This window comes from Paenibacillus sp. FSL R5-0486 (assembly GCF_037975155.1).
GTDB lineage: Bacteria > Bacillota > Bacilli > Paenibacillales > Paenibacillaceae > Paenibacillus > Paenibacillus amylolyticus.
Map to the genome: position 1 here is coordinate 4,599,130 of NZ_CP150237.1, position 21,569 is coordinate 4,620,698.

General features: G+C 45.9%; 20 protein-coding genes. 4 read left to right on the top strand and 16 right to left on the bottom strand.

Going from position 1 to position 21,569, the window contains the following annotated elements:
* Positions 1-38 precede the first annotated feature (38 nt).
* A complete protein-coding gene (locus tag MKY01_RS20490) occupies positions 39-788 on the top strand; it encodes a 2-phosphosulfolactate phosphatase (RefSeq protein ID WP_076251020.1) in 750 nt (249 codons plus the stop codon).
* A gap of 86 nt (positions 789-874) precedes the next feature.
* Here the strand turns inward: MKY01_RS20490 and MKY01_RS20495 are convergent, their stop codons facing one another.
* The 5 genes from MKY01_RS20495 to MKY01_RS20515 all read right to left on the bottom strand — a co-directional run bounded on the left by MKY01_RS20495 (position 875) and on the right by MKY01_RS20515 (position 5,381).
* The gene (locus tag MKY01_RS20495; protein WP_036614392.1) at positions 875-2,128 is read right to left on the bottom strand and encodes an aspartate kinase; all 1,254 of its coding nucleotides are present in this window, start codon (positions 2,126-2,128) and stop codon (positions 875-877) included.
* A 190-nt stretch (positions 2,129-2,318) separates the two neighbouring features.
* Complete coding sequence (gene efp, locus MKY01_RS20500; protein WP_036614394.1) at positions 2,319-2,876, bottom strand: elongation factor P; 558 nt, start codon at positions 2,874-2,876, stop codon at positions 2,319-2,321.
* A 293-nt stretch (positions 2,877-3,169) separates the two neighbouring features.
* Positions 3,170-4,243, bottom strand: coding sequence for a Xaa-Pro peptidase family protein (locus MKY01_RS20505; protein WP_036674988.1), 1,074 nt, complete (start codon positions 4,241-4,243; stop codon positions 3,170-3,172).
* Between the two features lie 39 nt (positions 4,244-4,282).
* Complete coding sequence (aroQ, locus tag MKY01_RS20510) at positions 4,283-4,726, bottom strand: type II 3-dehydroquinate dehydratase (protein WP_036614400.1); 444 nt, start codon at positions 4,724-4,726, stop codon at positions 4,283-4,285.
* Positions 4,727-4,802: 76 nt separating this feature from the next.
* Positions 4,803-5,381, bottom strand: a complete 579-nt coding sequence (locus tag MKY01_RS20515; RefSeq protein ID WP_074095698.1) for a YqhR family membrane protein — start codon at positions 5,379-5,381, stop codon at positions 4,803-4,805.
* A 213-nt stretch (positions 5,382-5,594) separates the two neighbouring features.
* Between MKY01_RS20515 and MKY01_RS20520 the strand changes: the two genes are divergently transcribed.
* Together MKY01_RS20520 and MKY01_RS20525 are read left to right on the top strand one after the other, a co-directional pair.
* Positions 5,595-6,587: a DUF1385 domain-containing protein gene (locus MKY01_RS20520; protein WP_062835280.1), complete on the top strand. Its 993-nt coding sequence runs from the start codon at positions 5,595-5,597 to the stop codon at positions 6,585-6,587.
* A 5-nt stretch (positions 6,588-6,592) separates the two neighbouring features.
* Entirely contained in the window at positions 6,593-6,925 is a 333-nt protein-coding gene (locus tag MKY01_RS20525; protein WP_036614407.1) for a hypothetical protein, read from the top strand.
* A gap of 61 nt (positions 6,926-6,986) precedes the next feature.
* Here the strand turns inward: MKY01_RS20525 and MKY01_RS20530 are convergent, their stop codons facing one another.
* The 3 genes from MKY01_RS20530 to mntR form a co-directional block, all read right to left on the bottom strand.
* Complete coding sequence (locus MKY01_RS20530; RefSeq protein WP_076327966.1) at positions 6,987-7,988, bottom strand: patatin-like phospholipase family protein; 1,002 nt, start codon at positions 7,986-7,988, stop codon at positions 6,987-6,989.
* Positions 7,989-8,079: 91 nt separating this feature from the next.
* Positions 8,080-9,690, bottom strand: coding sequence for a family 10 glycosylhydrolase (locus tag MKY01_RS20535; protein ID WP_339283319.1), 1,611 nt, complete (start codon positions 9,688-9,690; stop codon positions 8,080-8,082).
* A 210-nt stretch (positions 9,691-9,900) separates the two neighbouring features.
* Entirely contained in the window at positions 9,901-10,329 is a 429-nt protein-coding gene (mntR, locus tag MKY01_RS20540; RefSeq protein ID WP_036614415.1) for a transcriptional regulator MntR, read from the bottom strand.
* A 192-nt stretch (positions 10,330-10,521) separates the two neighbouring features.
* Between mntR and splB the strand changes: the two genes are divergently transcribed.
* Positions 10,522-11,592 carry a spore photoproduct lyase gene (splB, locus tag MKY01_RS20545; protein ID WP_076327968.1) on the top strand — a complete coding sequence of 357 codons (1,071 nt, stop codon included), beginning with the start codon at positions 10,522-10,524 and terminating at the stop codon, positions 11,590-11,592.
* Positions 11,593-11,738: 146 nt separating this feature from the next.
* Here splB and MKY01_RS20550 read toward each other — a convergent pair whose 3' ends face one another.
* The 8 genes from MKY01_RS20550 to MKY01_RS20585 all read right to left on the bottom strand — a co-directional run bounded on the left by MKY01_RS20550 (position 11,739) and on the right by MKY01_RS20585 (position 21,309).
* Positions 11,739-12,452, bottom strand: coding sequence for a cytochrome c biogenesis protein CcdA (locus MKY01_RS20550; protein WP_017687570.1), 714 nt, complete (start codon positions 12,450-12,452; stop codon positions 11,739-11,741).
* A 49-nt stretch (positions 12,453-12,501) separates the two neighbouring features.
* Complete coding sequence (locus MKY01_RS20555; RefSeq protein ID WP_017687569.1) at positions 12,502-13,305, bottom strand: metal ABC transporter permease; 804 nt, start codon at positions 13,303-13,305, stop codon at positions 12,502-12,504.
* A 52-nt stretch (positions 13,306-13,357) separates the two neighbouring features.
* On the bottom strand, positions 13,358-14,116 hold the full coding sequence (locus tag MKY01_RS20560; protein WP_036614907.1) for a metal ABC transporter ATP-binding protein: 759 nt from the start codon (positions 14,114-14,116) through the stop codon (positions 13,358-13,360).
* Between the two features lie 99 nt (positions 14,117-14,215).
* Positions 14,216-15,205: a zinc ABC transporter substrate-binding protein gene (locus MKY01_RS20565; RefSeq protein ID WP_339287220.1), complete on the bottom strand. Its 990-nt coding sequence runs from the start codon at positions 15,203-15,205 to the stop codon at positions 14,216-14,218.
* A 313-nt stretch (positions 15,206-15,518) separates the two neighbouring features.
* Entirely contained in the window at positions 15,519-17,579 is a 2,061-nt protein-coding gene (gene metG, locus MKY01_RS20570) for a methionine--tRNA ligase (protein WP_084650513.1), read from the bottom strand.
* Positions 17,580-17,996: 417 nt separating this feature from the next.
* Positions 17,997-18,248, bottom strand: a complete 252-nt coding sequence (yidD, locus tag MKY01_RS20575) for a membrane protein insertion efficiency factor YidD (RefSeq protein WP_339283321.1) — start codon at positions 18,246-18,248, stop codon at positions 17,997-17,999.
* 2 nt (positions 18,249-18,250) lie between these two features.
* Positions 18,251-18,715, bottom strand: a complete 465-nt coding sequence (locus MKY01_RS20580) for a Fur family transcriptional regulator (protein ID WP_017687564.1) — start codon at positions 18,713-18,715, stop codon at positions 18,251-18,253.
* A 338-nt stretch (positions 18,716-19,053) separates the two neighbouring features.
* A complete protein-coding gene (locus tag MKY01_RS20585) occupies positions 19,054-21,309 on the bottom strand; it encodes a stalk domain-containing protein (RefSeq protein WP_339283324.1) in 2,256 nt (751 codons plus the stop codon).
* Positions 21,310-21,569 lie beyond the last annotated feature (260 nt).

A 21,569-nucleotide genomic window follows, 5' to 3' on the forward strand; every position in this document is an offset into this window, starting at 1 on the left:
AACTACCGATCCCCAGATACAGAAAGGAGTTGTGGGGAGTGCGAGTTGATGTCGTTGGCAATGTGAATGAAGTACGTACCATTGATATTGCAGGGCGAAGTGCAGTTGTCATTGATGTATTGTGTACGACCAGTACGATTGTTACGGCTCTGGCGTATGACGCTTCGGCTGTGATTGCCGTAGAGACCGTTCCACAAGCCAAACAAATGGAAGTGAAAGATTGCATTCGAGGCGGGGAGCGTTTTGACAAAAAAATCACCGGATTCGAAGTGGGGAATTCCCCCTATGAATATATGACTGCAGGCATTGCAGATAAAACAATCATTCTAACCACAACCGATGGAACACGAGCTTTGATCAAGGCTTCCAAGGGGAAACATGTATTCGCTGGTTCATTTCTCAATGTGCAGGCTGTTGCAGCAGCTCTATGTGAACTTCAACGAGATGTATTGCTGTTATGTGCGGGGAACCAGGATGAATTTGCTCTGGAGGACGGCTTGTGTGCTGGATGTATCATCGATGAACTGCACCGTCAATCCTGTTCTCCCCTTCAACTTAACGATCTCGGCATAGTGCTTCATCAGGCGGTATCCCAACGTAGTGAGAGCATCCCGGAGTTGGTGCAGGGGTCTGTTAGCGGGCGGAGGCTTGAAAAGTTAGGCAGGGTTCATGATATTTCGTATTGTTCTCAATTAAACCTGCTGGATTGTGTTCCCGAGATGGGGGAGGGGAACCGCATGCAGCCTTATAGAGGCATACGCGGGGGAAAGATGTTCAAGTTGATGTGAGAATTGCCATGAGAAAAACAAAAAAAGGTGTACTGCTGCCCGTTGGCAACAGTACACCTTTGCTAATTTACATACATTGAAGATACTTATCTGCGATCTTGAGGTCCACCGATAACGGCTTGCTCGGCAGTGTCGAGATCATATGCTGTATGCAATGCCTTAATGACGTCATGCAGCTTATCTCCGTCAATAACACAAGATACTTTGATCTCGGAAGTGCTCACCATCTTGATACTCACGCCTTCAGCCGAAATGACTTTGAACATCTTCGCAGCTACACCAGGATGACTGACCATGCCTGCGCCAACAATGGAGATTTTAACGAGGTTCTCCTCAGATGTAACTTCACGGTAAGGCAAGCGGCTGTGAAGGCCTTCAATGACACGTAATGCGTTCTCACGATCAGACAGCGCCACAGAAAACGAGAAGTCCGCTTTGCCATCCATCACTCCGCTCTGAACGATAATGTCCACATCCAGCTGATTGGATGCAAGCGCACCAAATACTTCGGCCAGAACTCCTGGTACATCCGGCACACCCAGAATACTGATGCGAGCCACGTTTTTGTCATAGGCAATACCACTAACCACTACGCCTTGTTCCATTGCTGCTTCCTCCTTCACAACCGTTCCTTCATTATGGTTAAAGCTGGATCTTACGATTAAAGGTACACCGGAATGCTTCGCGTACTCTACTGCACGCGGATGCAACACCGCTGCTCCCAAATTAGCGAGCTCCAGCATTTCGTCATACGATATTTCCTTCAGCTTGCGCGCAACCTTAACGATCCGCGGGTCCGTAGAATAGATTCCGTCTACATCCGTATAGATTTCACACGCATCAGCCTTAATTGCTGCCGCCAGCGCTACAGCTGTTGTATCCGAACCACCACGACCGAGCGTTGTGATCTCGCCGTCTTCCGTCATGCCCTGGAAGCCTGCAACAATAACAATGTTGCCCTCGGCAAGTGCTGCATTCACACGGTCAGGTTGAATATCATGAATACGTGCTTTTCCGTGAACCGGCTCTGTGCGGAATCCCGCTTGCCAGCCCGTAAACGATACTGCCTTACGTCCAAGCGCTTGAATAGCCATCGATAACAAAGAGATCGAAATCTGTTCTCCTGTCGTTAAGAGCATATCCATCTCACGAGCAGGCAGTTCACTATTCAGTTGTTTTGCCTGATCAATCAAATCATCTGTTGTATCCCCCATGGCCGAAACCACAACTACACACCGATGTCCTTCATCAGCTTTTTCTACAACACGTCCGGCCACACGCTTCATGCGTTCTGTATCTCCGACCGAGCTGCCCCCAAATTTCATGACGTACAATGACAACGCAAATCCACTCCCTACCTTGTGCAGTATGCATAATTAATGTCCATCGTCATTATTCTCTACGAGAAATGACTTTAACCCAGTATATTACGAAAGCGCCTGATAGGCTAATCTTTTTTCGAAAAAACCCTCTGCCAAAGGAATGGCAAAGGGTTGTTAATAACCTTTTTTAGCTTACAAGCTGTGAAAGTTACGCACGGGAAGAGTATTTACCTTCACGTGTGTCAATCAGGAGAACGTCACCTTCGTTAATGAACAAAGGAACCTGTACGTTCAAGCCTGTTTCCACTTTTGCATTTTTGGTAGCGCCTTGTGCAGTGTTACCTTTAACACTTGGCTCAGTCTCGATGACTTTCAACTCAACGCTTGTTGGCAAGTCAATTCCGAGAATTTCACCTTGGTAGCTAACAATCTTAACGACCATGTTTTCTTTCAGGAAGTTCAATTCCCATTCCAGTTGTTCACTAGTCAATGTGAACTGATCATATGTTTCGTTATCCATGAACGTGTGCTCTGTACCGCTTGCATACAGGTAGGATACGCCACGGTTTTCAATAATGGCACGACCAATCGTTTCGCCTGCACGGAATGTTTTTTCAACGGTGTTACCGTTACGCAGGTTTTTCAATTTGGAACGTACAAAGGCAGCGCCTTTACCTGGTTTAACGTGTTGGAAATCAAGTACGGTATAGATATCGTTATCTACTTGCACGGTCAAGCCTGTTTTAAAATCGTTTACTGAAATCACAAAAAATCCCTCCTGATATGGTTAAAAAGTAGGTGATATAAGACGATGGGTTAATGTTATATGTAAAATGAGCCCAAGAATGGCCACCTCGTTCACTTCGATTGCAGTACCATCCTCCGATCGCTGTTATCCCCAGATTTTTTTGATCCCATTATCAATGGGAAAATCCGGTGATAAAGGCGAACGCTTCGCTTCTTCAGATTGGTTCTGCACTCTTCGCTATGGTGAAATTTCTTATTTTCAATTTAAATAATAACACATTAAAAATCGTCTTATATCCCTGTGGCTGTAATTTAGCCGATTACGGTGAACTTCTTGTCCGACTTCGTGAGAATATGAATACCCGTCTCGGTAATCACTACGTCATCCTCGATACGCACGCCGCCAAGCCCGTCAATATATATACCCGGTTCAACGGTAACGACCATACCCGGTTTCAATACATCGTCGCTAAGCTTGGACAAGCGAGGAGCTTCGTGAACTTCCATACCCAGACCGTGGCCTGTGCTGTGTCCGAATTGATCTCCATATCCGTGACCTGCAATGATATCACGAGCCAATGCATCTGCTTCCCGTCCGGTCATGCCCGGTTTCAGGTTCTCCAGCGTATGTAACTGAGCTTCCAGTACAATGTCATAAATTTTGCGCAGTTCAGGTACAGGTGTACCTGTTGCAATGGTACGTGTCAGATCTGAACAGTATCCGTCCAAAAGTGCACCAAAGTCAAATGTAATTAACTCATTTTGTCCGATGACCTTGCTGCTCGCTACACCGTGAGGCATAGCAGAACGTTCACCCGATGCTACAATGGTGTCAAACGAAGAGGACGTTGCTCCATGTTTGCGCATGAAAAACTCCATCTCCAGATCCACTTCCCGCTCCGTCATACCTGGTTTTGCAAACTGCAAAACGTGGCTGAACGTGGCATCCGCCAGATCTGCTGCTCTCTGCATGACCGCGATCTCGTCTTCATCCTTGAACATACGAAGTTGTTCCACGATCCCGGATACAGCTTTCAGTTCGATAGATTGAAGTGCTTCAGCATAAGCGGAATGCGTGCCAAATGTGACACTATCCTGCTCGAAGCCCACTTCTTTGATATTCGCGGATGTCAGCAATTCGCGCACTGTATCCATCGGCTTAGCTCCATGCTCCACAACGGTAAATCCTTTGGCTTGTTGAGGCGCTTGTGACATATAACGGAAATCAGTCAGCAGATATGCATCCTGTTCCGTAATCAGCACATATCCCGCCGAGCCTGTAAAACCCGTCATATAACGACGGTTAATCGGGTTTGTAATCAGCATTGCAGTGAGTTCATGCTCACGCATGGCTTCACGCAACTTATTTACTCGTTTGTTTTCCATCGGTAACCCTTCTTTCTCTCACATTCCCGGGTTCCCGGCTCAGGTTTGTTTGTCCAGATGACGCACAAGAGCCAGCAATCCCAGTTCATAGCTTACTTCGCCAAATCCGGCAATCTGCCCGATTGTTTCCGCTGCAATCACTGAATGATGTCTGAACGCTTCGCGTGCATGAATGTTGGATAGATGTACTTCCACCGTAGGGACTTTAACAGCATTGATTGCATCACGTATAGCATAGCTATAATGGGTAAATGCTCCGGCATTCAGTATTATTCCGTCTGCCTCACCCATCGCTGCATGAATGCGGTCAATGATGTCCCCTTCATGGTTCGATTGATAAAAAGCGATGGAGACGCCAATTTCATCAGCCTGTCTGCGAATTTTGTCCTCAATATCCTTCAGACTAAGCGTTCCATAGATGCCCGGTTCGCGTACACCAAGCATGTTCAGGTTCGGACCATTGATCACAATAATTCGTTTCATCGCTGCTCCACCCTCTCTGCAAATAACCATCTGCTATTTTAACACAGGCATTGCCGGATTGAGAAGCTTTTTTGCGCTATGCCCCCGCTTGCTCCGGCTCGCGTTTACGTTCGTCCGTGTACTCCATGGCTACCGTGTAACCAATGAACAGCCCCCACAGCAAAAAGAAACAGAGTTCCGTGATGATTGAATCCCACGTTAAACCGTTCAAAGGTTTCATCATCCCCAGTTTTGGTCCGACCAGTATAAAGAGAATCAGCCACCAGACGATTCCATATACCATGCCGGGTAACGGCCCTTTCAGTTTTCTAATCGTGAACGTGTAGAGTAAGGATGCCAAGATGGAAAAGACGATAAAAAACAGCCAGCCTGTCAAATGTCCTGCTGCGGTATATATATATTCATGTTTGAAAAAAGGCTCGGCCAGAAATCCGACAGGTACAATCGTAAAATGCAACAGATAGAATAGCCAATGCAGCCCGCCCCAGATAAAACCGGCAAAAAAGCCAAGCTCTAACGCAAAGGAAAATGGCTTGGTGTAGTAGTGTGCTTGGCCTTGCCTCTGTGTAGGGCGCCTGCCCTTGTCTTTTTGCTGCCGCTCATTGGGACGTTGACCTTCATCTTGTGATGTATCTTCATGCTTACGTTCTGTCATCGATATTCTCCTTCATTCCGTTGATAATCCCGCATTATGCCTCGAATTTCCACTCCGATTCTACGAGGTAGTATGTTCAAAACAGGACAATCTTAACAACATCCTTCAAGGTTTGACTCACAAACTAGAAATTGGTCTCAAAATTCGATACAATAGGGTTATTAAACTGCCTTTGATCGCGAAGGCCTAGAACAGAATAGGAAGGTGAATAATTTGCCTCAACAATCCAAGCCTGTCAGCTATGGGGGGCAAGCTGTCATTGAAGGCGTAATGTTCGGTGGGAAACATGTCAACGTTACAGCTGTTCGTAGAAAAGACGGCGAAATTACGTATCTGGAAGTTCCCAAGCAAGACAAGTCCTGGGTCACGAAATTGCGGCGGATTCCTTTATTACGCGGAATTGTCAGCATTATAGATTCAAGTGTCAAAGGTAGCAGACATCTCAATTATTCTGCTGACGCCTATGCTGATGATGAACTGGAACCGGAAGAGAAGGCCAAGCAAAAAGAGAAAGAAGGTTCGGGCTGGAGCCTAAGCATGATCATTGGTGTGACCGCCGTCGCCATCCTTTCATTCCTTTTTGGTAAAGTTGTGCTCACATTGCTTCCTGTTGTTATCGAGAATTTTCTATTCAAAAATGCATTCGACAATCAGTTTTTGCATAATTTACTGGAAGGCGGCATTAAGCTGATCCTGTTACTCGCTTATCTGTGGTTAATTTCACAGACGCCGATGATTAAACGTCTCTTCCAGTATCATGGAGCGGAACACAAAGTAATCAGCGCACATGAAGCTGGTGAAGAACTGACACCGGAGAACGTGCAAAAGTACAGCCGACTGCACTACCGCTGCGGAAGCAGTTTCATTATGTTGACTGTCATTATTGGAGTGTTTCTATACTCCCTCTTCACGTACGATAACCTCTGGGAACGGATGGGTCAGCGTCTATTGTTATTGCCAGTTGTGCTAGGCATTTCTTTTGAACTCTTAAAGCTCACGAATTCGGTACGTGATATTCCTGTACTGCGTTATCTCGGATACCCGGGATTGTGGCTGCAATTGCTGACAACAAAAGAACCGACCAACGAACAGGTAGAAGTCTCCATTGCTTCGTTTAACCGTATGCGTGAGTTGGATGCCAAGCTTGCTAATGTCTCTGCTACGTCAGAAGTACCTGTTGCAACACTCGATCCTGTGAAAGGGTGAATGATATGAACAAGCAGGCAATCTTATTTTGGACGTTCATCGCACTAGCTGCTGTTGGAGTCTTGACTTGGCTGGGGAACGCTAGTCCATCCAGGATCATTATTCCTCTGGTCGTGTTCGGAGCCGTATTCCTGCTGTACAAATATCCGCCTCGTCGCTGGGCAAGCAAAACCAAATCACCAAAGATTAAGCCATCGGCACGAACCATGGCAAAAGTCAATGCACAGTCCAGTGCCAGAAAGAGCAGCGGCTCTTCAAAGAAACGCAAGGATTATCCTTTCCAAGTGATTCAGGGACAAAAAGGGAAAAGCGATGAAGATATACCGAAATTTCACTAAAAGGTACTGAAAATACAAAAAAGCAGTTCTCCCAACATGCGGAGAATTGCTTTTTTCACGTTTATACAGGAATCAGAGGTGGAGCTTCTGCTTGTTTCTTGCGCAATTCTTTTCGTTGTTTGTCCAGCTGTTCATCATACATTTTCATATTCCATCCGTTGAAAAATTCGTTCCCTGCAGTTGCGCCTGATCGATATAAGGCTGTGCTATCCTGTAACGTTAAATGAAATTGCGTCGGTTTAATGCCAAGCGTTGGTATCTTCACTGTCCGAAACCGGTTAATCTGTTCGATATAGCGTTCATCATGTGCTGTGAGCATCGTCTCCACAAGGGCCTGAAGCATGCTTAGCGGTCCTTTAATCCGGGCGGGTTCTACTTCCGTCTTCCCCACCATTTTGAATCCAACAACCGGAATAACGTCTCCTCCTCGTTCCGAGCGATCACCATCGAAGAGCCACAACGGAAAATTGCTAAGCAATCCACCATCCACGACATAAACAAACTGATCTTGAAAAGGAAGTCCTTTGGAGAATACTGGTGATTTGCGTATGACTACCGGATCGAAAAAATACGGGATACTGCAACTCATACGTACCGCCTTTGCAACATCCAGCTTCCCAGGGTCAATGCCGAACCGCCGAATATCGTCTGGTAACACCAGAATGGTCCCATTGGATATATCGGATGCGGTAATAAGCAACTTACCTTGTGGCAAGTCAGCGAATGTGCGAATCCCTTTCTGCTCCAGCATCTTGCGAATCCATGATTCCAGCGCCTCTCCCGAATATAGTCCTTTCTTCAAGAACAGCCTCGCTGCGGGGCCAATCCATCGGGTATTAAATATGGGGGAACGACGCAGCAATGAAACAAAGGGGGTATTCTCAATAATGACTTTCATCTCCTCGGCCCTGTAACCGGCCGCTAGCAGAGCAGCTACAATGGAACCGGATGATGTGCCTGCCACTCGATTAAACTGGATGCCGCAGTCTTGAGCACCCTGCACAGCACCTGCAAGTGAGATCCCTTTGACGCCTCCACCTTCAAACACCGCGTTAATTAACATAACAAAAAACCCCCGTTCTCCAGGCAGCCACGTTTCTACTGCCACTCTATGAGAACAAGGGTTTGTCTTATCACTGTATTGTTAAAATGTTTTATAGACCATAGTAGGCTTTTAATTTGGCAATCAAGCCGAGAGGGTTCTTCGTCAAGTACTGTGAACTAAAGAAAATATCCCCTTTGACCGAACCATACTTCTTGTTGTAGTTCAGCTGATCGATGATCTCCTGTGATGTCTGCCAGCCAATCTCTGGCGTACCTAACTTATAAGGAGAGTGACCGATATACAATTTTACATTTGTGTTAGCCACTTCATTCGCCCACCAGTCCACGACTTTGTCGTATCGGGCTACGTTCAATGTCATACTCCAATATACCTGAGGGGCAACATAGTCAATCCACTCCTGATTAATCCATGTCCGCACATCTGCATTCATGCTGTCATACGCGGTTACTCCTGCTTTGGTATCAGAGCCTGTCAGATCAACGGATTTATTACGCCATACACCAAATGGACTAATTCCATATTCAACGTTAGCTTTCACGCTGTGAATGCTCTGCCCGAGCTGCTTAACGAACTGATTGATATTGTCCCGACGCCATTCAGCACGGTCTTTAGTATTTAATGTGTTGTAAGTTTTGAAAGCTGCATCATCATTAAAACTCACATTGGACGGATAGAAATAATCATCCAGATGTACACCATCAATATCATACTGATTGACCACTTCCATGATCGTATCGATAATATGCTGTCTGGCTTCCGGGATACCCGGGTTAATGTACATTTTGCCGGATGCATTCACAATCCAGTCGGGATGAAGCTTCGAGATATGGTTTGCAGCCAAGTTTGATGTACTTGCTGAGTTCGTTGCTCTAAACGGATTAAACCAGGCGTGGAACTCCAGGCCCCGTTTGTGTGCTTCCTCAACCATAAACGCGAGGGGATCATAACCTGGATCTTTACCTTGTGTTCCTGTCAATACGCTGTTCCAAGGTACCAGACCTGAAGGATAGATGGCATCCCCATTGGCTCTCACTTGGACAAATACGGCATTAATGCCCATACCTTGCAACGTATCTAGCTGTTTCGTATACTCCTGTTTTTGCTTCTCTACATTTCCCTTGGCACCAGATGTAGGCCAGTCTCCATTCACAGTGGAAATCCAGGCTCCCCGCATCTCTTCAGAAGCTGGTACAGTGCCCGTGCCTCCAGGCTCCGCTGGGGTTACCGGAGTTGGTTCAGGAGTTGGGACTGATTCGTCTCCTGTGTACAGATCAATGGTCTGGGTAGCCTGATTCCAGTTCACTCGAATGCCCAGGTTCTCACTGACGAATCGAATGGGTACCATGACCCGACCCTGTTTCAATTCGACCGATGCATCCAGACCAACTACAGCGTTATCCACCGTCGCCTGCTGGCGTCCGCTCGTCATAGAGATGACCGAATCGGATTTCTTAATGGTCACGGTACGAGTAGCTTGAGACCATAGAACAGACGCACCCAGTCCTTCGCTAATAACACGCAGAGGCACCATCGTTACATTTACTTTGGGCAAGATGTAGGGTGATACATCCGATTCCAAACGGTTGCCGTCTAGAAAAATAGCGATTTCCTTCTGCCCGGCCGCTTGTGCCGTCATACCTGCTGTCTGTAATCCAAGTACAAAAATGAGCAGCAGCATCAATCCTTTACGAACGTTCATTAGTGCAGTCCTCCAAAATCATTATAAATTTGCGGTAAATTCTACTAGTTTAATAGACGCTCCTACCGTTCGTTTAGTTGCGAAAATCACCAAATTATGGTGTGATTGCACACAAAAAAATGCTTCCTGCCATTGAAACGGCAAGAAGCATCCTTTGAATCACGGGATACGATTCGTTGTATATCACCATGTGTATTCCACTGCTGAAACTTAAGATTCTGTATTACTCATGACATCCTGAAGGTTTTTAAGGTCACGCAACCGGCTCTCATCCTGACGGAAGTATTCAACCAAGGACTCGATGCATGTAATGGAGTCCCAGCTCAGATGATGTTCAATGCCTTCAACATCATTGTAGATATTTTGTTCCTGAACACCAATCGTTGTCAAAAATTGTTCAAGCAGATGATGGCGCTCCATCAAACGTTTGCCCATCTTTTTGCCTTTTGGCGTAAGCACCAGTCCGCGGTACTTTTCATAGATCAGATACTCGTCTTTGTCCAGCTTTTGGATCATCTTCGTCACCGATGAAGGATGTACTTCCAGTCCTTCAGCTATATCAGACACACGAGCATAGCCCTTTTCATCAATTAATTTGTATATACGCTCCAAATAATCTTCCATACTGGGCGTTGGCATCTGCTTCCCTCTTTTCTCTCTGACCGGCCCCTATTCGTGCCTGGTCCCTATCTTATAATGATACATGTTATCAATACGCATTGGCAAGTCCTGCACAGTTCGGAGCGCGCTGTTACACAAGTAATTGGCAGGCGTGACTTCTCCCCAAACGAGGCAAACTAAGCAAAGTTCCGCAACGAAAGGAGTGATTTCGTGAGTACAAGTGTAGCCTCACCGCCAGTTCGTAAAGCAAAAGGTACTAAACCCTTTATTCCCGATTTGGTGTATTTTGAACCCGGTGCGCTGGAATATGATAAAGGCAAACGGATTATGGAATGGGTCACATCCAAAAACATCCCTTATCAAATGACCACATCCCATAACCGAATCACAAACCTGCCCGGTGAAACCGAACAAGAAAAGTATCGGATGGCAAAGCGTACTCTGGTCGTTGGTGTACGCAAAACACTTAAGTTCGACCAGTCGAAACCTTCAGCGGAATATGCCATTCCCATCTCTACAGGCTGTATGGGGCACTGCCATTATTGTTATCTTCAAACTACACTTGGTGCGAAACCTTATGTCCGTGTCTATGTTAATACCGAGGAGATCATTCAGGCTGCAAAAGGATACATTGAAGAACGCGCGCCAGAAATCACACGATTTGAAGCTGCCTGTACGTCTGATCCCGTAGGACTCGAGCATATCACGGAGAATTTAAGTGACTTGATCCGTTTTATGGCGGAAGAAGAATATGGGCGCTTGCGCTTCGTAACCAAATATCATCACGTTGATCCGTTGCTGAACCTTAAACATAACGGCCACACCCGTATCCGGTTTAGTGTCAATTCGGATTATGTCATCAAAAACTTTGAACCGGCTACCTCCAGATTTGAGGAACGCATTGAAGCTGCTGGTAAAATTGCACACGCCGGTTACCCCCTGGGCTTCATTATCGCTCCGATCATGTGGTATGAAGGCTGGGAAGAAGGATACTCGGATCTGTTGCAGAAGCTGGCAGATACGCTTCCAGAAGAAGCAACCAAGGATCTTACCTTTGAGATGATCCAGCACCGTTTTACCAAAACGGCCAAAGCAACCATCGAGAAACGTTATCCTAAAACCAAGTTGGAGATGGATATTGAGAAACGTAAGATGAAATGGGGCCGCTGGGGTCAGTACAAGTATGTGTATAAGGATGACCAGCAAGATGCGCTGCGCGAATTCATTACGGAACGGATCTTTGAACATTTCCCACTAGCCAATATTGATTACTTCACCTAAACGAACAACAGGATTGCCCAAAATCATATGCAGTTAAAAACATTCCTAACAAACGATTAAAAAGCAGGTTACATGACCCAGATTGACTCTGGTAACATGTAGCCTGCTTTGTCGTGCATTTTTAAATTCAAATTCAGTTCATCCGTTTAAATGATCATCCAGTCTGGTGTAATCTGCTGCAACCAGATCGTAATCTTCGTCATCTGATCTGTAAAAAGCAATACCCCAAGGAACAACATTAATGCTCCCCCGACTTTCATCATGACATTGGAATACCGTAAGATCCAGCGTGTCGAACCGATGAAAAAGGCCAAAATGAAAAACGGTATGGCAAACCCTGCCGTATAACCTGTAATCAACGCCAGCCAAGTTGTGGGCTCACTTGCAGCCATAGCAATGATTGTTGCCAGAATGGGACCAATACACGGCGACCAGCCTGCTGAGAAACCGATGCCAAATATAAAAGAGCCCAGATAGCCTGCTGGTTTCCATTTCATATCCAGCTTGCGTTCCTTCATCAGAAACTGTGGCTTGAACACACCAAGCAAAAATAACCCCATAAGCATAATCAAAATCGCAGACAATTGCCGAATCAGTTCTCGGTTATCATTGAAAAATTGGCCAAACAGTCCAGCACCCAGGCCAAGCGAATAAAATACAGCCGAGAAGCCTAAAATAAACGCCAGCGTGTGCGTCATCGTCTTAAAACGGACTTCTCGCTGATTGCGGTCATCCTTCAATTGTTGCACCGTCATACCTGTAATGTAGGAGAGGTATGATGGGTACAACGGAAGACAACATGGTGATATAAATGAGACCAAACCTGCTACAAAAGCCATCCATACATTAACATCAGGCATGAAGCGGATGTCTCCCTTCCCCGGGCTCTCGTGCTTGTTCGTTTAGCCGTCAGGCTCGGAACCCTTTTTTTCCAATCATCGTCAGAATCAGCATCATGATCAGCAATAATACAATCGTTGCTCCAGGTGCGAGGTTCCAGATACCTGCTACAACCAGTCCAAGGACTACGGCAATTTCGCCAATCACCACGGACAAAATAATGGCGGATTTGAAACTTCGGGCCATCAACAGGCTGACTGCTACCGGAATCGTCAATAGTGCTGACACCAGAAGCGCACCGACAATCTTGATCGCCGTGCTTATGACAAGTGCTGTCATCACAGTGATTAACATGTTCAGAATTCTCACAGGCAACCCTGTAACCGCTGCCGCATCTTCCTCAAAGCTGAGCAGGAAAAATTCCTTATGTAACAATGCCACTACAATCACCACGATAAGCGTAACCACACCTACGAGCTTCAGATCCGTAGCGTCTAATGTATATATACTGCCGAACAAATAACTCATGACATCTGCATTATATCCTTTGCCCAGCGTAAAGAACAAGGAAGCAAGAGCCACGCCACCGGACATGATAATGGCAATCGATAATTCGGCGTAACTCTTGTACGCTTTGCGCAATTTCTCTATCGCAAATGAAGCAAGCACGGCAAATATCAAGCCCACCGCAATGGGATACACTTCAATCAGGAATCCAAGTGCAACACCGGCAATGGTCACATGAGACAAGGTGTCTCCGATCATGGATAACCGCCGCAAGACCAGGAACAGTCCGATTAACGGAGCGGTAATGCCAATTAACAATCCACCCGCCAGGGCACGCTGAAAAAAATCACTCATTAATATTTCCAAAACAAACACGACTCCTTCGGCCTTACTCTAATCTAATGGACCATAAATACGGCTAGCGTACCTGTGCAGTGGTATGTTGCAGATTGGTCTCAGCACAATCCTGTACCTCATGCGAATGACGGACATGAAAATTAATTTTGCCATTCGTTACCACAGCTTCAGAACCCAGATAACTCTCCATCCGATCCATATCATGAGACACCATTAGAAAAGTCATTCGGTGATGTTCATGCATATGCGTAATCAGTTCAAAGAAACTGGCCTGTGATTCAGCATCAATGCCTACGGTAGGTTCATCCAGAATCAACAGATCAGGGTGATTGATAAGCGCTCGTGCCAAAAATACACGCTGCTGCTGTCCGCCGGACAATTGACCAATACGTTTGTTCGCCAGATCCTCGATCCGCATGACCTGCATCGCATCCGTGCACTGTTGCTGACATTTGCGAGACATACGACGGAACATGTTTTTGTTATTATACAAGCCGGACATGACCACTTCACGAACGGTCGCAGGAAACAACGGGTTAAATGCATTCTTTTGAGGCACATACCCGATTCGGTCCCAGTCCTTGAACCTGCGGATCGACTGTCCGAATAGTTTGATATCTCCCTGCGCAGGAGGAAGAAGTCCTACCAGCATGCGCAGCAATGTCGTTTTACCCGCCCCATTGGAACCGATAATCCCGACAAAGTCCCGTTCCTGGGCCATAAAATCGAGATTCTCAATCACTCGCTGGTCCCCGTAGGAAAATGATAGTTTCTCGATCTCTATAATTGGATCATGACATAGTGGCATGATTTGCTGCATGGCAAAGCCGCCCTTCATTATATATAAGAATCCCATAGCGTCCTAAGAGCCTTCACCGTGAACGGTAAAGACTCTTCGATCTGAATTCTTCATTATATCTTATTTTAATGCGATCAGCAGATTTTGCAAATTTTTCTCCATGAGGGTGAAATAATCATCCCCGTTTGTTGCCTGCTCCTTGGTCAATCCCTCAACCGGATTAAGGACCATGGTCTCCACTCCTGCTTCACTTGCCAGTGTTTTCGCCAATTTGTCAGATACCAGCTCTTCGAAGAAAATGTATTTAATGCCCTCATCTTTAACCAGTTTCGCAAGCTTCACAATATCCTGTCCTGTCGGTTCAGCATCCGGGGAAAGTCCCATAATGGCATGCTGGGTTAATCCATAATCACGTGCAAGGTAGCCAAACGCTTGGTGCGAGACTACAATTTCGTTGTTTGGTACGTTAGCCAATTCATCTGTAAAACGCTGATCCAGCGTCTCAAGCTTCTTACGAAGCTCTTCATAACGTTGTTCGTAACCTGCTTTGTGATCAGGGTCTGCCTCAACCAGACTATTTTTGATGTTTTCAGCCATGATCATGGCTGATTTCGGACTAACCCACGTATGTGGATCAATATGATGATCAGCGACATCTTCACTGGTAGCCTCATCTGTATGTTCATCTGCATGCTCGTCTTCGTGCTCTTCACCGTGACCGTGCCCATCATCACCCTCAGCAGTTAACAGTTTAACCCCTTCGCTAACGGCAACAGACTTCACCTGTGTATCGCTATTCAGCGACTTCAGGAAATTTGGCACCCATCCTTCCAGTCCAGCTCCATTATAGAGAAACAGCTGTGCCTTGGACGTATTAACAATATCCTGACTCTTCGGAGTCCAGTCATGTGGCTCTACTCCCGTTGGCAGCAGGTTAATAACATTGGCATCCTCACCACCGATTGCAGTCGTAAAAGCATATACAGGATAAAATGTCGTCACAACGTTTACCTTGCCTTCCACAATCTTCGCACTATTGGAACTATCCTGCCCACAAGCTGACAATACCAGCAAAGTGAGAATAAGCAAACCCGTCCACAGTAACTTCATGTTGCCTCTTTTGCTCGTCTTCCCTATCCGGTTATCCTGAGCTTGATGTTGCACTTTATAAAATATCATTATGATTCACTCCGCATCTCTTAATCGTAAACATTACTGAAAGAATTATAGGTAACCTGAACCTACTTGTCAAGCTATCCCGTCCTATTCATTCTTTCCTGAAGTACGGAGTTCATAACAGTATATGCTCGTTCTCTTCCCGTCAGATACGAATTATATCAACAAAAAAAAGGGACCCGAATTATATCGGGCCACCTTGTGTCATTTTTATGACAGACTTTGAATCAATTTCATAACTCAATTCTTATTTCACTTGTGCGCCATTAGGCATGTTGTCTGGCACTGTAGCCAGTGTAAGCTGGTCGCCATGGGATGCTGCAAGGATCATACCCTGAGACAGTTCACCACGAAGTTTCACCGGTTTGAGGTTGGTCACACAGATGACTTTGCGTCCAACCATCTCTTCTGGCGAATAGAACTTCGCAATTCCAGATACGACCTGGCGCTGCTCATAACCCAGATCAAGCTGCAATTTCAGCAACTTATCTGCTTTTTTAACCGGTTCGCAGGCAATGACTTGCGCGACACGCAGTTCAACTTTGGCAAAATCGTCAATACCGATCTCTTCCGTACCTTCAGGTGCGGTTACCGGTTCAACAGGTGCTGAAGCTCCAGCATCTGCTTGACTTGCTTCAGGCTGTGCTGCTTTTTGGCCACCAGTCATTGCTTCGGAGATATAAGCAATTTCCTGTTCGGAATCCAAACGCGGGAAGATTGGATCACCTTTTTGCAATGCGTTTCCAGTTGGAACCAGACCCCATTGCTTGGCTGTATCCCAAGCCGTAAGTTCACCTTCCTGAATGCCGAGCTGTGCCCAGATTTTATGAGGAGCACGTGTCAGGAACGGTTGCAACAGAATCGAAGCAATTCGCAAGCTTTCGATCAGGTGAGCCATAACGGATGCCAATTCATCGCGTTTTGCTTCATCACGAGCCAGCGCCCATGGCTGCGTCTCATCAATATATTTGTTGGTGCGGCTGACAAACTGGCTGATCGCTGTCAGTGCTACGGAAAACTGCAGGTTTTCCATCGCCTGTTCCACTTTTTCCACTGTAGCATGGCCTGCTTCTTCCAGCGAAGCATCAAATTCCGTTACATTTGAAGCAAACGCAGGGGCTTTGCCTTCAAAATATTTGTCTACCATGGCAACGGTACGGTTCAACAGGTTACCCAGATCGTTTGCGAGGTCGGAGTTAACACGCTCTACGAAGCTCTCCGGTGTAAACGTACCATCGGAACCAAACGGTACTTCACGTAGCAGGTAATAACGCAGTGCATCGAGACCGTAACGGTCAATCAGGGTAACCGGATCAACGACATTGCCTTTTGATTTGGACATCTTGCCATCCTTCATCAACAACCAGCCATGTGCAAACACTTTCTTCGGCAAAGGCAAGTCCAGCGCCATCAACATAATTGGCCAGTAGATCGTATGGAAACGAACAATTTCTTTCCCTACCAGATGTACATCCGCAGGCCAGAACTTGTTATACAGGGATGCATCGGATGAACCGTAGCCCAGTGCTGTAATATAGTTGGACAACGCATCAATCCACACATAAACCACGTGTTTTGGATCACCTTTAACTTTGACGCCCCATTCAAATGTAGTCCGCGATACGGCCAAATCTTCAAGACCTGGCTTGATGAAGTTGTTGATCATCTCGTTCTTACGGGATTCCGGCTGAATAAAGCCCGGGTTCTCTTCATAATATTTCAACAAACGATCTGCATATTTGCTCATACGGAAGAAGTAAGATTCTTCTTTGACCAATTCAACCGGGTGTCCGCTATCCGGGCTCTTGGCCGAGATAATCTCACCATTCTCATTCTTCTCTACATCCACCAGTTGAGTCTCCGTGTAATACGTCTCATCCGGAATGCTGTACCAGCCTTCGTACTCACCTTTGTAGATATCTCCCTGTTTCAGCAAACGGTCAAAGATATCCTGAACAATGGTTTTGTGACGTTCTTCGGTTGTACGGATAAAGTCGTCATTGGAAATGTCCAACTTGTTCCACAGTTCCTTGATCCCCACAACGATATCGTCGATAAAAGCTTGCGGTGTCTGTCCTTTCTCTTGTGCCTTGCGCTCAATCTTCTGGCCATGTTCATCGGTTCCTGTCAGATAATGAGCATCGTAACCGCGTAGACGCTTGTAACGAACCATCGCATCTCCCGCTACAGTTGTATACGCATGCCCAATATGCAATTTGTCACTCGGATAATAAATCGGGGTTGTCAGATAAAATGTTTTTTGGTCAGCCATGAATGACTTCTCCTCCTTCAAATGTTCCTGCTTCATGTGATCCCTTCGTCCAAAACAACTAAAAAAGAACACAAAAAACTCCCGCCCCTATGGGACGAGAGTTGCTCTCACGTGTTACCACCCAAATTCCCCATGTTTTTCACAAAACACAGGCTCTGTCGGTCCTTCGACCGCCCATTAACGCTGGATCACGCCTCAGCCTTACGACAGCAGCTCTGAAATCACTGTCTGCACGCTCGAAAGAGGTTCCTCCGGGACCATATTCCATCCTCCTCCCAGACCGGTTCTCAGCTCATCCGGCTCTCTGCACTGGGGGTGTGTCTGTACTTATCCCTTCACTGGAAATCATATAGGAAAAATATACTGAAATGCGGACCCCTTTGTCAAGTGGACAGCATACTCAAGTTCAATCCTGGCCTGCTTCCATACCACCCGAATACTTCAGGCAACATGTTACTCTGATACCATCATGGATTTCTCCGCCTTTTGTGGCACCAGATCTACACCGCCTGGATGAAACGGGTGACATTTGGCAATACGTTTCGCTGTTAACAACGAACCTTTGAGCGCACCGTGCACTTCAATCGCCTCCATGGCGTAAGCCGAACAGCTCGGATAGAACCGACATGTTGGCGGTGTTAATGGAGAGATATAGTTGCGGTACACCCGAATGGGTGCCTGAGCAATTCTGCGCGATAACTTCATGGTCAGTGCTTCCCATGAGCGTGCGTGTGTCCCGATGCCGCTTTGGCCGGAGCATGCTCTGCACAGTCCTTACAATATCCAAATACCTCGAACTTGTGGTCTACAACCTGAAATTGCTCAGGCGCATCTGCAAGCTGCATCGGGCAAAAAATAATAGGATATGTCTTCTGACACTTCAGACAGATCATATGATGGTGATGATGATCTTCACTACAGTGCGCTTTGAATTTAACGCCATCTTCGAAGATGACCTGTTCCAGTACACCCAGTTCCTGCATTACCCGCAAATTCCGATATACTGTGTCAAAACTCAGTCCGCTGTATGTCTTACCCATATATTCATAGACGTCCTTGGGTGTAAGATACCCGGGAGACTCAGCAAATAACCGGGCCAGTGTTTTCCGCTGATCGGTAATGCGAAGCCCCTGTGAGGACATGGTTGAAATAATCTGTTCTGTCGACAGCATGATCTAAAGCACCTCCTGTCATACGAGCATTTTGCATCATTCATAGAGCGACAGTTTATTCGGCAAAAGCAAAAACTTTTGCTTTCTTGTATACCTCTAATAATGCATCAAATTACGATTAGAGTCAACGAAGACACCGGGTTAGGTCATTCCAACATCACATAAAAAGGACTCCATGCACATGCATTGCCATTAGTCTAGCTTGAGCTAATGACAGTACATTTTGATGGAGTCCCTTCCTGACGGTTCAGATGATCAATCGTTCGGGCGACTTTTGGGGTGAACGGGTATATATGATATAAGCTTTCACTCCAAACCGTCCGTGCATGTTCATGTTATTACTTTTCAGCCGGAAGCGGCGTGAACAGCAGGTTAACAGGCAAGTTACTTCCTGGTGCCGCCGAGAAGAGAATGGTTACACTCTCGCCGTACGAACCTGTGCGATACATAACGCTTTGCTCATTAGGTGCAGTTACAGATTTACCTGTGGAAATCTGAACGACCTGTCCATTCACGAGTGCCACACCTGAATATCTGCCTCCACGAGGGTTGAATGAAATCAAAGTGCGCGGAGCAACATTATTCAATGTAATTTTGTACAATACACCAAAGTTACCTGCGTTGGACGCTTCAGTGAAAGCCATAGGGTCCGTTCCCACAAGATTTGGATCACTTGCATTGTCTCCAAGTGGAAGACGTGCAGGTTTCGACCCTACTTCTTGATCATACGTAATGATCCGTGTTGCATTTGGATAGGTACCACGGTTGTGAACTCCATCACGATCCAGAACCGGCAGGCTCGACAACACTTCCATCGGGTCCTTGTTTTCTTCAATCATGATAATGTTGTAATCCAGTTCATAGTCACTGAATACATCCGAATACAAGGAAATGACTTGTCCCTGTTTCATCGGAAGAACGCTCAGATCATTAAGAATCAGCTTGCTTTCTCCTGGCTGGATGTACACTTTCTTTTGTCCGGTACCATTCTGCATGGATTGGAACCAACGGTCAATGGACAGCTTTCCAGCTACCGTTGCAAAAGGAGACGGTCCTGCAAAGCCCATGTTTTGCTGGTCAATGGACGCCGTGTATGCGTTGTTGTTTGTCGCTACAACATACATTTTCACGCTTTTGCCCGTGTTGTTCACATGGTGAATCATGAAGCGTGTCTGTCCAAAGGAAGATTCCTTGTACACAATGCCTTCCGTATTCACGGTTTCCGGGCTGTTACTGCGGATCAGCAGACTTGGTTCATCATAATAAGTGAAAGGTATTTTCTCCAATGCCGGTACTCCACCACCGTCAAAAGTGAACTTCTCACCGACTGGTGTGAACAATTGATTAAAGTCAGTCACACTATAAAGTGTTTCTCCCGTAATATTGATCATCTTGGTATAGCTATCGCTAGCACCATGTTTATCGGTAACTGTAATCGTTACGGTCTTCGGTCCTGGAACAAAGAATGCAAGTGCATTGTTATCCCATTCGGTTTTTACAATTGCATTCTCATCATCTGTGCTTTGATCAATATAAGTGATTTTCTCACCCATTTTGTATTCTTCTTTATCTGTCGTAAACATTGCGACAGGTGGCAGATTCGGTCTTTCAACCTTAATCGTAACCGAATACGGATCGCTCCATTGACCACTTGAATCCTGGACCGCATAGGTTACTGTGTATACACCTGGTTGGTCGAATGAATCCTGACGGCCTGTCCAACGCTCATCTACAATGCTGAGTCCCTTGGGAGAGCTGGATCTGGTTGTGTAGGTTACCTGGTCTCCGGCAAAAACCTCTTTTTGTACCGTGAAGCTTGCCACCGGTTTGGTACTCAGATTCAATACAACCGTTTTGGCAGATTGATTTACTTTATACGTAATGTCCAGAGCCTGTGTAATTGAAGTCAACGGCACCATGAACGTATTTTTTTGTTGATAAGCCGCGCCTTTCATCGTTCTGGACACACCATTAACGGTATAGATCTTGCTGTTTGTTTTGAAACGCAGCTCATCTTCACCACTAATAATGATCGTTTCTTTAGTTGTGTTATCATATTTGACATCATAGCCAACCCGATCAACGAGAGCACGGATCGCTACATAGGATACACCATTTTTTACAGCCATCGGCTGTCCAGCAAGATATGTTTTGCCATCTTGCATCATTTTATTACTGTTCATATAAAGAGTGAGGTCTCCACCCCGGCCTCCAGCAACAGATGAACCGCCTGCAGATGGTTGCTCCACTTCTACTGGTGCAGGTGCTGGTGTTTCCTCAGCTGTACCTTCTTCGTCCATAGGTTCAATTACCGGCTCAACAGGAGTCGCGTCTGTTCCTGTAGGAACATCTGTCTCAGGAGGGTTCACTTCTTCAGTTGTTTCATTATTTGATGTTGGAGTGTTTGTTCCGGATTTCACTTCGGATTCCGCGATGGTCTGTTCTTTCTTCACAACCTCCACGGATTTAACTTTGGCTGTATTCACTGATGTAGTATCGCTCTGATCTGCTGATTGTGCATTGGCAGGAATCACTGCAAACGCCTGAAACACAGCAAAAGCGGTAAGTATGGACAATTTCTTCTTCAAATTCATTCTTTGTCTTTGGCTCCTTCTGCTCCCATTTTATAAATATCCCCCTCAAAAAGTCATATTATTAGACGCTTGGAACCGGGAAAAGTTGCTAAAAAGTTAAGAGGAGAATTGTAAACTTTTAATAGAAGGAAAATACTATGAAAATAGTTATCTATCAATTATCTTTTTGGCATTCATATCCCAAAATTAACCAATAGAGAATTCCAACAAAAAAATCTCTCCAGGAGATGGTCAATTAGCACCATATCGCAGAGAGATGT

What these genes read in the sequence shown, in the direction of transcription:
- MKY01_RS20565 (WP_339287220.1), bottom strand. Translation starts at nt 15,205, where the DNA reads ATGAAGTTACTGTGGACGGGTTTGCTTATTCTCACTTTGCTGGTATTG.
- mntR (WP_036614415.1), bottom strand. Translation starts at nt 10,329, where the DNA reads ATGCCAACGCCCAGTATGGAAGATTATTTGGAGCGTATATACAAATTA.
- MKY01_RS20560 (WP_036614907.1), bottom strand. Translation starts at nt 14,116, where the DNA reads ATGCAGCAAATCATGCCACTATGTCATGATCCAATTATAGAGATCGAG.
- yidD (WP_339283321.1), bottom strand. Translation starts at nt 18,248, where the DNA reads ATGAAGTTATCGCGCAGAATTGCTCAGGCACCCATTCGGGTGTACCGC.
- MKY01_RS20515 (WP_074095698.1), bottom strand. Translation starts at nt 5,381, where the DNA reads ATGACAGAACGTAAGCATGAAGATACATCACAAGATGAAGGTCAACGT.
- metG (WP_084650513.1), bottom strand. Translation starts at nt 17,579, where the DNA reads ATGAAGCAGGAACATTTGAAGGAGGAGAAGTCATTCATGGCTGACCAA.
- MKY01_RS20525 (WP_036614407.1), top strand. Translation starts at nt 6,593, where the DNA reads ATGAACAAGCAGGCAATCTTATTTTGGACGTTCATCGCACTAGCTGCT.
- MKY01_RS20535 (WP_339283319.1), bottom strand. Translation starts at nt 9,690, where the DNA reads ATGAACGTTCGTAAAGGATTGATGCTGCTGCTCATTTTTGTACTTGGA.
- MKY01_RS20530 (WP_076327966.1), bottom strand. Translation starts at nt 7,988, where the DNA reads ATGTTAATTAACGCGGTGTTTGAAGGTGGAGGCGTCAAAGGGATCTCA.
- MKY01_RS20585 (WP_339283324.1), bottom strand. Translation starts at nt 21,309, where the DNA reads ATGAATTTGAAGAAGAAATTGTCCATACTTACCGCTTTTGCTGTGTTT.
- MKY01_RS20505 (WP_036674988.1), bottom strand. Translation starts at nt 4,243, where the DNA reads ATGGAAAACAAACGAGTAAATAAGTTGCGTGAAGCCATGCGTGAGCAT.
- MKY01_RS20550 (WP_017687570.1), bottom strand. Translation starts at nt 12,452, where the DNA reads ATGCCTGATGTTAATGTATGGATGGCTTTTGTAGCAGGTTTGGTCTCA.
- aroQ (WP_036614400.1), bottom strand. Translation starts at nt 4,726, where the DNA reads ATGAAACGAATTATTGTGATCAATGGTCCGAACCTGAACATGCTTGGT.
- MKY01_RS20580 (WP_017687564.1), bottom strand. Translation starts at nt 18,715, where the DNA reads ATGCTGTCGACAGAACAGATTATTTCAACCATGTCCTCACAGGGGCTT.